Genomic DNA, 12,685 nt, shown 5'->3' with positions numbered 1-12,685 from the left:
CATAATAACTCGGGAGTCAACAATGAGTAGGAAAAAAATGGCTTTTCCAAATGGCTTGGAATATTACTACATCAGCAGTCCAGAGGAAACGCAGTATATTTTTTCAGAAATCTTTACCGAACAACAATATATTGGGCATAGTATCGTAATTAACGAAGGGGATTGTATATTTGATATTGGAGCGAATATTGGACTATTCTCGCTGTATGTAAATAGTCTTCAAGAAAACGTGAAAATTTATGCTTTTGAGCCAATTCCAGAGACCTTTGCAGTGTTAGAAGACAACAAGCATTTGCACTCTCTAGATAATATGTTGATATTTAATTATGGCTTGAGTTCAGAAAACAACTCTGAAAAAGTATTCACTTTTTATCCCAACATGGCTGGAAGCTCAACAACAAAACCAGGAGACGTATTAGCCGAGCCAAATTCTGTTGTTCCTGAAGTTGTTATAGAAGATTTATTTGAAGAGTTCTTTCAAGAAGAGAAACAAGTGAAATGTGAGGTAAGAACTCTGTCATCTGTGATTGATGAATTAGGAATTAACTCAATAGATTTATTGAAAATTGATGTAGAAGGTGAAGAATACGAAGTTTTGAAAGGTATAGAAGATAAGGACTGGTCTAAAATCAAGCAAATAGTTGCTGAGGTTCATGATAAAGACGGGCGACTGGAAAAAGTTAAACAAATGCTGACTTCCTATGGTTTTGACATAGAACTGCGAAAAAGAGAACTTTTGCCCTCTACATATGTTGATACCTTTAATTTGTATGCTAAGCGTTAAAGTACGTAGGTCGCCCTTAGTTATTTGTCATTTGTCATTGGTAAGGTTTCTGGCGTCTTGACATTTTGTAATACCCCACGCGCCCTAACGGGCACCCTACCTTAGTAAGGAGAGGGTTAGGAAGGGGTATTATCAATGTGTTGCATTCTTTTTTCAAATGCAGTCTCAGTCTTGCTATTTTCGAGGTGTTAATTCCACATTAAATCCAGACGTGCTTGGGCTTTTTTCAGAGCTGATTCTGGAGACGCGCCCAGCATAGTGGCTTCGATGGCTTGACCCAAAGTTTCAGATAAGCGACTGTAGCCAGGAATAATTGGTCGAGAACCCGCTACAGACAATTGGTCTAGAAAAACTTTCAGCACGGGTTGCTGTTTGATATGTTCTTGGTAAGCCTGACTTTGGGCAGTTTTGTTGTTTACGGGCAAAAAACCCGAACCAATACTCCATGGAGTTTGAAATTCCTCACTGAGGATGTACTCTAAAAACTTCAGAGATGCTTGTTCTCTCGAATTTGTGGTTTTCATGACAAACAGATTGCCGCTAGCAAGGACAGTGGCTGGTTGACGCTTAACAGGAATAGGCAGTACACCGTAATCTACTTTACTCTTCATAATGAATGTCCACGGTCCAGTTAACTGCATGGCAACACGACCGGCAATAAAATCGTCTTCTTCGTATCCCCGTTCTGGTGCAGAGAATTTAGTAGAACCGTCTTTAATCAAGTCTTGCCAAAATTGCAAAGCAGCGACTGTGCCGGGATTGACCAAATTAGGGCGGTTATTTTCAACTAGTGTTCCGCCACTACTTAATAAGAAGGGAAACCAGGTAAAGACAGTCCATTCTCCTTTACCAAGAGGCATTAACATACCGTAGCGATCTGCGGTGCCATCGCCATTGCGATCTTGTGTCAGTTTTTTAGCAACTTGCCGTAATTGTTCCCAAGTTTTTGGTAACTCGGTAATTCCCGCTTCTTTAAATAAATCGCGTCTGTAAAAAATGCCAACATTACCAGCAAAGAGGGGGACTGACCAAATATGGTCGTTAAATTGCATTTCGCCAAAGCAATTTTGAATAATCTCTGACTTGATTGGTGATTTATCAAGCCAATCTTCTAAAGGTCGAATCGCCTCAAGTTCTACAAGCTGACCTGTAATTTGGGGGTTGAAGAACAAGATATCTGGTGGAGCATTGCCAATGACTGCGGTTAAGACTTTGGGGATCTGTTGGTCGAGTTGACCCGCATAAATAGATTCCACCTGAATATCAGGATGGGACTGATTAAATTGGTCTACCAGTTTTTGAAATACGTCGCGATTGGAAGGTGGATTGATACCATGCCAGAGAGTGATATGAACAATTCCGTTGTCTGTTTTGTTGGCTGTCTGACAACCGCCTAAGGTGAGTAACAATAGACTCAGTAAAATTAGAAACAGCGATCGCATCACAAGAGTGCCCGGTTTGCGATCGAACCGATTGCTGCTTATCTTAGTGGTATTGACTGGCATACAAAGGATTAAAAGTTTGCTATTAGTGAAAAGTCAACCGATTTTAGCTAACAATTGGCTGAAGCGCTGGGCGAGTACAGGCGCATCAAACTCTGAAACTTTCAGGCGACCCGCTTTGCCAAGGGAAATACCTTTTTCTGACGATAAGAGTAATTCTGCTAGCTGGCGTGCCAAATCTTCCGGATCTAAAGGGGTCGCTAGCAAACCTTGTACGCCATCTTGAATCAATTCAGGTGTAGACGAAGAACGACTGGCGACAATTGGCTTCGCTGTTGCCATTGCTTCAGCAAAGACGATGCCAAACCCTTCTTGCAGACTGGGCAAGCAGAAGACATGACACCGGACATACTCGCGTACAAGCTCCTCATAGGGAAGGTAGCCTAGGAATGTTACGTTTTGATTTAAATCGAGTTCTTGGGCTAGACGACGCAAGTTGTTCCACTCCGGTCCCTTACTTGCAATTCGCACTTCCACGTCTGGCACCTGCTTGCGGAGAATTGCCGTTGCTCGAATTAGAGTAGCAACATTTTTACGGGGATACTGGACTCCTACACACAATACGGTAGGACGTACATTAACGATGCTCTCTTGACTTTGAGTGACAGATGCCACTGCCGTATCCCATCCCTGAAGGTCAATAGGAGGCGGTAGAATTTCGATGTCTTTTGTATAGTTGTAGAGTTGGGCTAGCCTGGTGCGGGAATAGTCGCTCGTAGCAATCACCATATTGGCACGGTGGACGCTAACTTGTTCTGCTTTTGCCATCAACTCTAAGGAAGTACGCACCCACCCCCTCTCAAACTTGGCTTCGTCAGCAATAATACCATGAATGTAGGCAATAAATGGCACTTTGATGCGATTGGCAATGGTGTAACCATCCATATCCAGACCAACGACCGCATCATAATTGTCAAAGCTGCGCCAATCTAGTGCCCAGTTCCAGCGAAAACGCTCTACCATGTAGCCCAGAAATCCGGATGGCTCAGATGGGGTGAAAACATCAACGGTATGACCTTGCGATCGCAGGTAAGCAATTAGGTGTGCGTTACCCACGAAGGTACCGCTTCCAAGCTTGGCATTCTGGGGGGTAGCTGTGATAAATGCTAGCTTCATTTATTTATGCAAGACCACTCGTATTATTATCGTTGAATTTGCACGTATCTAATAGTCCTTGCTCTGCATCTAGAGTTACCTTCACACCCACTGGTAATGCTGCATTCGGTCCATCATGACCAAAAGGCAGATCGGAGACGACAGGAATGCCCAAATCATCCAAGCGATCGCGTAAAACTTCCTCTACAGTAAAACTGGGAACATTTGGCGGTGGTTCGCATCGGCTAAATCGTCCCAAAGCAATGCCTCGGACTTTTTGCAAAGCACCACTCATCCGCCATTGAGTCAGCAACCTGTCAATACGGTAAGGTGCCTCGGTCACATCCTCCAATGCCAGAATCACGCCATCCGTATCGGGCTGTAATGGAGTCCCAAGAAGATGGGTTGCGACTGTAAGATTTGCTGGCAGCAGTATACCAGTGGCAACACCACCACCCCAACCATGACCTTTTAGGGGTTCAAGAGGGCGACCTTCCACTAAATTAAATAACCGTTGAATTGACCAATCGGGTTCTAAAGCCAGAGTAGTCAGCACCGGACCGTGGACACTGGAAATACCTGTTGTGTATAAACTCCATAAAAGGGCGGTGATGTCAGAAAAGCCAATGAGCCATTTGGGAGTGAAAGAAGACGTGGGGACTGGATCTGTGTCCCATGTCCAATTTTCTAAAATACGAGTACTGCCAAAACCACCTCTCGCACAGAGAATGCCGCGACACTCAGGCTCTTTCCACGCCGTTTTTAGCTGGTGGCGGCGGTTGTCATCTTTCCCTGCGAGATATCCCCATCTGTTCTCAATATCTGGTACTATTTCTACTCGGTAACCACGCGATCGCCAAATTTCAACCCCCTGTTGAAACACCTCAAATTCTCGCAGAGCACCACTAGGGGAGATTACTCTTAGCAAGTCCCCTGGTTGGAGAGGCGGGGGCATAATTTTGGAATTTAGATTTTGGATATTGGATTTCATGAATAATTTTTAGCACGGGCATGGGTGGTTTTGATAGAATCCTTGATATTCACAAGATGCGTTAAAGATTAATTCCTATCGTCCTGCTCCGAAAAACTTACCTAAACTTACTCAAACTTGTTGATTCGTTTAGCGTTTCCTTCCTGCTTCAACCAAGGTAGACGGCTACTTCTTGTCCACAAGCGTTAAGTTCAGGTCAAGCCAACCTTACTTTATTGTTAGGGGCATTCTCAAGATTGACGGACGCATTTTCGTCCCTGTCCCGTGTATGCCCACAACTTTCACAACAAAAAATCCTTTGGGATAAAGTCATCGGTTGAACATGATGGCATTTACAGCACATCTTTGAACTGGGATACCATCTGTCAACTAATTCGACTTTTGTTCCGTAGAAAAATTGCTTATATGTGAGTTGACGACGAATCTCATAAAAACAGTTATCGCTAACAGCACCAGCTAACTTACTGTTGGCAATCATGCCTTGAACATTTAAGTCTTCAATACGAATTATGTACGCTTTACGACTTAAATCAGTTGTCATCTTTTGTGTCACGTCTTGCCTAATATTGGCAATTCGAGCATGGGATTTAGCTACAAGCGCGTAAAACAAAAGGGCGTTTTTAGATGCTCTAATTTTTAGTTTTTTGTTTCCTAGTACCTTGTTACGATTTCGCCACTGCAATTTACCAAGCTTGGTTTTCGCTATTTTTGTGGTAATTGGCATGGCATAAGTCGTGCCATCAGAACAAGTGGCTAAAGTTTTGACTCCTAGATCCACACCAATCTTCTCTATAGGGTGAATAATTGGTGGGATTTTTTCAGTATCTAGAGCGAAGGATACAAACCATTTATCCGCCGTTCTAGAAACAGTGAATGTTTGTGAACTGCAAATAAAGTTAATTGCCTCATGAAGTCGAAAACTTTTAATTCCTGGCAGAGTAATTCTCTTACCTGGATTAATTACAACTCTATTAGTAAAAGGTATTGCTGGCTTACCTTTTTCAAGATAGATTCCCGACGTTTTGTAAACAGTAAAAGAATCTCCCTTCTTTTTTAACTTTTTAACTGGGAATTGGGCTAAACCTTTGCGCCAACGACTAAAAGCATTCTTCAAATCTTGAAAAGCTGATTGATATACTGTGGATGGATATTGTCGTGTCCACCCATATTCGCTCTTATTCATTGTGACTTGAGTAAATACTTTCTTAATCGCATCTAACCGCTTAGAATCACCCGCTTTGATGCCATCAAAATCCCAGCTTGCCGTGATTAAATCTAAAGCGTAGTTGTAAACAAATCTCTTAAATCCTGCTATGCTACGCATCAGAGAGCGTTCTTTGTTATTTAATTTTAGCTCTTTTTTTAATGCGTACATTACTAGACTTATTCAAACCTGCTTACATGAGCAAGTATAACCTTATTTTGTACATGGGTCAACACCTTCTACAATCTTTTTTACTTTTGATTTATATTTGCGTAACCCATAAAGTCGTGAGCTAAAACAGTGGACAATTGCAAGTAAGTCCTGAGTTAGTTCTTCATGGGGAGATAACGTTTCTGCGTTGGCAACAATAATATTGCCTCCACCCCACAGTACAATTTGCTCAACCAAATCGAACCCAAACCTACATAACCTATCTTTGTGTGCTACATACAAGCTTTTTAATTCACCTGCAATCGCCCATTGAATAATTTGCAGAAATTTTGGACGCTTGAAGTTTAATCCTCCTCCAATCTCCTGCATTGTTTGTGTCACACAAACACCTTGCGCCAAGCAAAAGCTTTCCATTACTTTTACTTGGCTTAGTAAATCGTCTTTTTGGTTGTTAGATGAAACTCGGCAGTATATAACAACCCTGGTTGGGTATTTCCCTGACTTCAAACTTTTAGCTATTGCTAAATGGGATTCATTATAAATTCGTTGATTACCTAATGTTCTTTCTGGGATTAACTTACCCTCCTCTTCCCACCGTCTTAACGTAGATGGCGAAATACCTACTAAATCCCCAAACTCAGATACTTTCCACATAAACTTACTCACTATAGTTAGCTATGAATAAGTTTAAATAAGAATTTGGCTATTTAGTCAAGCTCTTCTAATTCTTTCTTGTCCTCTCGTTCCTGGTTGGGTAAAGCACGGATACGATTCATTTGTGAAAGAGCATACTTTGCTGTTGCTTGTACTTCAGCATCGGAATCGTGTACCGCATGAGATAACATTTGGCTAACTTGAGCCATCATGTCATAGATACGAGTCAAATCGCGGATGGCATTTTTCCGCACCTGGGGACTTTCATCCTGCATTGAGATTGCTAAAGCACGATTCATTGGCTTAAGAGTGCGGGTACCAATTTCCGCCAATGCTGCCAAAATTAAGCTGCGTTGCTGAGTATCTGAATCAACCATCAGTTCTACAAGTGGTTGAACTGCCCTTGAGTCTCCCTGCTGTCCCAAATCCCAAATTGCTTTTCGCCGCTGCGTTGGGTCGGGGCTGCGTAAATCTTCAATCAACTGCTCAATGATGTTGACTTTTGCAAGGCGAGCAGTTTTTTCTACTGGCAGTAATTGTGTTTGAGAAGCTGCTATTGTTTCTGGCGGGGCAATAGTGGCGGTTGTTGACAGCCCCTCGTTTCTTGTGTGGTTTTCTAATACTGGTGGTGTCATCGGGCTGGTGTTATCGTGATGAAGCGTTTCAGAAGATTTTCTAAGTTTTCCGACTTGGCTAAATCCCCTGATAAGATAAACAAGCGCTCCAGCACTTCCCAAAATACCAAGACCAACTAGCAACCACCACACTATATCCTGTTCTTGTTCCTGCTTTGTACTGGGTTCAGAGGTATTCGTAGCAATTGCCAGGGGAGTGGAGGATTTTTCCTTAACAACTTTCTGAAGAGTCTGCCTGGTTAGCGTCCCAAACACACCATCTGCTATCAAACCTTTTGCTTCCTGAAATTTAGTGACAGCAATGCTAGTACCCGAACCGTAACGACCATCTATCTCGCCATCATAGTATCCCAAGTCTTTCAGAGAGGTTTGTAGCGTGCTCACCTCTGCACCTGTGCTACCAGGTCGGAGAATAGACTGCTTGGCTGTTTCTGTAGAACTAGCTTGAGCAAGTTCCAAACTTTTCACAGCTGGGCTAGGTGTGGCTTTACTTGCTGAATTCTGGTCAAACGCCAAGCAAGCAAAGCAGGCAATGAGAAGTACTGAGGAACTACGTAACCCCATATAAATATTTTCAGCCAAATTTTCTGCCAGGATATGCATCAGAAGCCATCAATACCACGGTAACAAGCTATCTCAATGTTAAGTTTTTTTCTTGCTACAACATAATTAACCACACCCTAACAACAAGCAATCCAACACTATATCTTGAGATAACAGCAACTAGCAAGTAGCTAACCACTCACCTTATGTGAATCAAGAGCTTAACAACTCACTATGATTGAAGCATACTACGGGTAGTTCCCAATCTCTCCTTAGAGACTAATTATTTTGAGAATTTTTTCTTTTTTGATGCTGTTTTTTAACTTAAGGTAAACTTTCTTGTTCTGATTCCCTCAAAGGTATTGTGACTCGGTTCAACTTCTTTGATGTGGTTTCTAGTAAAGCTTGCTGCTGTGCTAAGTTCTTTTCACTTGCCACCATCTTATTACCCGCCTCAGCCAAAGTATCTCGCTGATTGATCAGGTAAATGCTCACCAAAGTTAAACCAACTCCTACCCATTGCAATGGGTTCAAGACTTCTTGAAGTAGCAAATTGCCAAATAATAAGGCAAATACAGGTGTGAGGAAAGTCAGGGAACTGAGACTTGTGAGGCTACCACTGGAGGCAAAATAGAAAAATAAACCGTAAGCGATCGCACTGCCAAAGATTGTGGCATAAGCCAAAGCCAACCAATCAGAGGGCACAAGATTTTCTACTTGTTGAGTTTCTGCAACTGCTGAAATCCCCCACAATGGCAATCCTCCCAAAATCATGTGCCATCCTGTAGCAGTTACGGGATCGGCATGGCGACAGACAAATCTAATTAACACAGTTCCCACCGCCATACTCAGTGCTGCCAAAAGCATCAACCATTCACCGCTTTCTAGGAGAGAGGAGGGTAGGTGAAGAGTATCTTTTGAGGCGAAGGGATTGGAGAGAAGACTAAAAATCCATTCCTGAGGTAAGCCAATTAAACTGATACCTGTAACTCCGAGTGCGAGTCCCAACCATCCCCATAAACCAATGCGTTCTTGGAACAGCCATAAAGACAGCAATGCTACCGCCAAAGGTTGGGAATCAATCATCACAGACCCCAATCCAGCACCCGTTCTCACTAACCCTTGTGCTAAAAAGCCCTGAAATAGGGTTCCATCTACCAAAGCAAATAGAGTTATCCACAGCCATGCCAACCATCCTTTGGGCTGAGGTTTACCCATGAATCCTGCTGCGGTAAGAATGAGCGCCCCTGCCGGTATCAAACGCACTCCTGCCATAAAGAACGGTGTGGTGTGGGGGATCGCGCCTTTCATTGCCACCATTGCAGTACCCCACAAGAAAAAGGGGGCTACCAAGAGTAGTGGTGCGAACGGTTGTTGAGATGCACTGAACTTCAGTTGCATTTTGCTGCTTACGCCTTTGTTTTACAGGTGCGAGAAATACTTTACACAATTGTACCGAATTATGTCCTTTTGTAAAGGAAACAATAGTTATGCGAATACGGAGTTGCATTCCTCAAGTTTGCCTGTGGGGATGAGGGGACTGGGGCACTAGTGGTCTGGCAAGCCAACGAAATCTAGGTGATTAAAAACCGCCGAGACGCCTATAGCCCTTACGGGCATAGCCTATGGCATCGCGAAGCGTGCATAGGGCGCAAAGTAAGAGGAAAAGAAGATGAGCCTGAGCTATACAAAAAGGGTTTTATAATTGACAGGATTCGGTACATTTTCAACGCATCTACTTTAAGGATGATTCTTTCTTCAAAGCGACTGATTTTAAGAGAATTCATACAGGAAGACTGGCAAGCAGTGTTTGACTACCAAGCAGACGCCCGGTACCTGGAATTTTATGAATGGGAAACACGCACTGAAACTGAGGTGCAGTCATTTGTGCAAATGTTTTTAAAACAGCAACAACAAGTGCCAAGAACTAAATTTCAGTTAGCGATCGTATTAAAATCGGAAGGCAAATTTATTGGCAATTGCGGTATTCGCAAAATCAAACCAGAATTATCTGAAGCCTCCCTGGGTTATGAAATTGCACCAGATTACTGGGGAAAAGGATATGCAACTGAAGCAGCCCGCACCATGATTAAATTTGGTTTTGAGGAGTTAAAGCTAAACCGTATTTATGGCTGGTGCATTGCTGAAAATCTTGCTTCTGCTAGAGTGATGGAAAAAGTTGGGATGCAGTTTGAGGAAAGATTTCTTGAGAATGAGTGGTTTAAGGGTCGCTGGTGGGATACTTTGATTTTTGCTATTTCAAGGGATGATTGGAAAAAGCTGTGTATTGGATGACGTTCTGAGCTGACGATCCGAATCTGTTCTGTATGCAAGCAGCAAAACTGCCACAGTCGCAAGTTCATCTCATACCTTGACATAAACTTAAAGAGAGTTTACCTGACACGGGGCTAAAATAGCGATTGTAGGCAATACAAGGTTAGCTGATGCCCGCTAAGGATTTATTCCATGATGCAGTCAAAAATGCACTTGTAAAGGATGGTTGGTGATTACACACGATCCTCTAACCTTGGATTTACGGGATCGTCAGTTGCACGTCGATCTTGGGGCGGAAAAACTTCTGGCGGCACAGAAAGATAACCAGCAAATTGCTGTTGAAATCAAGAGTTTTGTCGCGCCTTCTAATGTTTCCGAGTTTCATACAGCGTTGGGGCAGTTTTTAAACTATCGGCTTCTCTTGCGTCTGAAGCAGCCACAACGAATTCTCTACCTAGCAGTTCCACTAGATATCTATGAAGATTTCTTTTCTGAAGAATTGCCGCAGCTTAGCTTGAAAGAATATCAGGTCAAGGTTTTGGTATTCGACCCCAAACAGGAGGAGATCGCACAATGGATAAACTAAACCAGTATCGTCAAGCAATTAAGCAAATTTTGACGTATTACAGTCAATTCAAGCCAGCATTTGGTGACATTGAGCGTTACACTGCATTTGATAACGAGCAAGATCACTATCAGGTCATTAGCGTGGGTTGGGAAAATCGGCGTCGCGTTTATGGATGCTTAATTCATATTGATATCAAAGGTGACAAAATTTGGATTCAATATGACGGTACGGAAGATGGAATCGCCAATGAGTTAGTGGAATTAGGCATTCCCAAACAAGACATTGTCCTGGCGTATAAATCTCAATTCATGCGCCAATATACTGGTTTTGCAGTAGAGTAAAATACAAAAGCGATCGCCTATGACTAACTACAATAGCTTTCAAGAAATTATCTATTAGTAGCTGTAAGCAAAAAGAGAGCTAAATAAGTGAGTATTGCTCATCTTTTATGTCCTCGCCTGTAATGTATAAGTGGCGGGCTAGAAGCCCGCACCACAAGAATTTTTGGGAGGTTTTTTGATTTTGAAGCTCCTAACAACTACTTGGAACAGTAGATGTTTCCAAAACTGCCACTAATTTCACACCAAATTCTGCTTCAAAAATGCCTTTTTTATAATCCAAACTCCACAGTTCTAAAGCACAATCATCATCAAAATGTGCTGGAAAGATTTTTAGACGGAATTCCTGTTGTTTGGAAAAATATTCACATTGCACTCGTGTAATAGCTCCAATTTGCCGCCTATCTAAAGCAACTGCCAATCTTAAAATAGCACTCAATTGGTTAACAATTTGCCTGTGAGTTTTACTTGCCAAACTCCCGTAACTATCATGCTTTTTCTTAGGAGCAGATTTACGATGATAGCGTGCTAAGTTGGCAATAATTTCTATTTCAGTCTCGTTATAACCTAGCAATCCACTATTACGAATGAGATAATATGAGTGCTTGTGATGTGAGGAATGACTGACATGATGACCGCAATTGTGTAATACCGCTGCAGCCCAAAGGAATTGCCGTTCTTCTGCTCCCCAATTGTGAAGTATTCCTTTAGTTTGGTCAAATATACTTAGGGCAAATACAGCAACGCGATCGCTATGTTCTATATTGACTTGAAATTTCTTCGCGGTTTTGAGTACACTCCGTTGGCGTACTGTACTCTGGTAGCGCAGACGGTCTTCAATTAAACCATGAGCAAGCATCCAGTCTACAATCACGCCTTCTCTAAGGGAACGTTCGCACACAATAAATGACTCGGTTCCCAAAAGAGTCATTGCTTCCTGCAATATGACCGCACCTGCCAATATCACTTCAGCCCGTTTTTCAGGCATACCGGGAATAGCAGCCCGTTCTACATGGCTCATTCTCCGCAAGCGGTTGACCCAATCCCGCAAATCCCTCAGACTCATCTCATAACCGTTGAGAGTGGAGGGGACATAACCGAGCTTTTCCCGTGCATTAATCAATGCCAGAGTTTCAGCCGTACCGGAAGTCCCAACCAAGCGAGGGTGTTCGCCAAACTTGAGGTTCGCCTGCAACTCTTCTACTGAACGTTCTAACATTCCCCGTGTGTAAGATTGTAAGTACTCAAACTCAATGTTGCTGATGGGATCGGTCTTAATTAATTCACCTGTGAGTCTCACTGCACCGATTTTGGTACTGGTCAGGGTTCGTGCTTCATGGCTATCCCCCAGAATCAATTCTGTAGAACCACCACCTATATCAATAATGATATGGGGTTGGTTGTTGAATTCCATCCCCGACAGGACGCCCAAGTAGATTCGCCGTGCTTCTTCCTCACCGGAAATGAGGTCAACGCCCAGACCTAATTCGTCTTTTACCCTTTTGAGAAAATCTTTGCCATTGGGGGCTTCTCGCACGGCACTTGTGGCAACAGCAACGATCGTTTCGGCTTTGTGAGTTTTTGCCATTTTTTGGAATCGTCCCAAAGCACCAATCGCCCGTTCCATCACTTCTGGTTTCAAATCACCCGTAGTTATATCGCGATCGCCCAACCTTACGGTTTCTTTTTCTCTAGCGATAATACTAAAAGCAGGTAGTGTGGGTTCAATTCGCACGACTACCATGTGTAGTGAATTTGTCCCCAAATCAATAGCTGCAATTATCCGATGTTGGTCTGCTGCTTGAGTCGGAAAACTCTCCCAGCTTGCCGAAACTAAATTCACCATCTATAGTGTCTCTCTGTTTAGGATGGGAAAAGATAGTACCGCCGAGATTATCGGCATGATTGTGCATGGTGTGAAAGGAA

At 42.9% G+C, this 12,685-nt stretch carries 11 protein-coding genes and 1 pseudogene; 4 read left to right on the top strand and 8 right to left on the bottom strand.

What is annotated here, in order from left to right; translation table 11 throughout:
* Positions 1-37: 37 nt before the first annotated feature.
* Positions 38-784, top strand: coding sequence for an FkbM family methyltransferase (locus tag ACYRY3_RS44005; RefSeq protein ID WP_460208152.1), 747 nt, complete (start codon positions 38-40; stop codon positions 782-784).
* 188 nt (positions 785-972) lie between these two features.
* On the opposite strand, the gene ACYRY3_RS44000 is transcribed toward ACYRY3_RS44005, so the two are convergent.
* The 7 genes and pseudogenes from ACYRY3_RS44000 to ACYRY3_RS43970 form a co-directional block, all read right to left on the bottom strand.
* The gene (locus ACYRY3_RS44000) at positions 973-2,226 is read right to left on the bottom strand and encodes an ABC transporter substrate-binding protein (RefSeq protein WP_460208313.1); all 1,254 of its coding nucleotides are present in this window, start codon (positions 2,224-2,226) and stop codon (positions 973-975) included.
* 96 nt (positions 2,227-2,322) lie between these two features.
* Positions 2,323-3,402 (bottom strand): glycosyltransferase family 4 protein, encoded by a 1,080-nt coding sequence (locus ACYRY3_RS43995; protein WP_460208151.1) that lies wholly within the window; start codon positions 3,400-3,402, stop codon positions 2,323-2,325.
* 4 nt (positions 3,403-3,406) lie between these two features.
* Complete coding sequence (locus tag ACYRY3_RS43990) at positions 3,407-4,372, bottom strand: S66 peptidase family protein (protein WP_460208150.1); 966 nt, start codon at positions 4,370-4,372, stop codon at positions 3,407-3,409.
* A gap of 196 nt (positions 4,373-4,568) precedes the next feature.
* Positions 4,569-5,747 (bottom strand): RNA-guided endonuclease InsQ/TnpB family protein, encoded by a 1,179-nt coding sequence (locus tag ACYRY3_RS43985; RefSeq protein ID WP_460208149.1) that lies wholly within the window; start codon positions 5,745-5,747, stop codon positions 4,569-4,571.
* Between the two features lie 42 nt (positions 5,748-5,789).
* Positions 5,790-6,401 (bottom strand): IS607 family transposase, encoded by a 612-nt coding sequence (locus ACYRY3_RS43980; protein ID WP_460208148.1) that lies wholly within the window; start codon positions 6,399-6,401, stop codon positions 5,790-5,792.
* A 320-nt stretch (positions 6,402-6,721) separates the two neighbouring features.
* A pseudogene (locus ACYRY3_RS43975) lies at positions 6,722-7,600 on the bottom strand (peptidoglycan-binding protein); the annotation flags it as partial.
* A 303-nt stretch (positions 7,601-7,903) separates the two neighbouring features.
* On the bottom strand, positions 7,904-8,980 hold the full coding sequence (locus ACYRY3_RS43970; RefSeq protein ID WP_460208147.1) for a DMT family transporter: 1,077 nt from the start codon (positions 8,978-8,980) through the stop codon (positions 7,904-7,906).
* 345 nt (positions 8,981-9,325) lie between these two features.
* On the opposite strand from ACYRY3_RS43970, the gene ACYRY3_RS43965 reads away from it, so the two are divergent.
* The 3 genes from ACYRY3_RS43965 to ACYRY3_RS43955 all read left to right on the top strand — a co-directional run bounded on the left by ACYRY3_RS43965 (position 9,326) and on the right by ACYRY3_RS43955 (position 10,762).
* Positions 9,326-9,874 (top strand): GNAT family N-acetyltransferase, encoded by a 549-nt coding sequence (locus ACYRY3_RS43965; RefSeq protein ID WP_460208146.1) that lies wholly within the window; start codon positions 9,326-9,328, stop codon positions 9,872-9,874.
* Positions 9,875-10,082: 208 nt separating this feature from the next.
* Positions 10,083-10,439, top strand: a complete 357-nt coding sequence (locus ACYRY3_RS43960; protein ID WP_460208145.1) for an element excision factor XisH family protein — start codon at positions 10,083-10,085, stop codon at positions 10,437-10,439.
* Positions 10,427-10,762 carry an element excision factor XisI family protein gene (locus tag ACYRY3_RS43955; RefSeq protein WP_460208144.1) on the top strand — a complete coding sequence of 112 codons (336 nt, stop codon included), beginning with the start codon at positions 10,427-10,429 and terminating at the stop codon, positions 10,760-10,762. The genes ACYRY3_RS43960 and ACYRY3_RS43955 overlap by 13 nt, the downstream gene beginning before the upstream one ends.
* Before the next feature lie 190 nt (positions 10,763-10,952).
* Here ACYRY3_RS43955 and ACYRY3_RS43950 read toward each other — a convergent pair whose 3' ends face one another.
* The gene (locus ACYRY3_RS43950; RefSeq protein WP_460208143.1) at positions 10,953-12,605 is read right to left on the bottom strand and encodes a Ppx/GppA phosphatase family protein; all 1,653 of its coding nucleotides are present in this window, start codon (positions 12,603-12,605) and stop codon (positions 10,953-10,955) included.
* Between the last annotated feature and the right edge of the window lie 80 nt (positions 12,606-12,685).

The sequence above is a fragment of the Scytonema sp. NUACC21 genome (genome assembly GCF_054684315.1).
The sequence above is the reverse complement of the archived record's forward strand: the minus strand, read 5'-3'. Positions and strand labels throughout refer to the sequence as shown.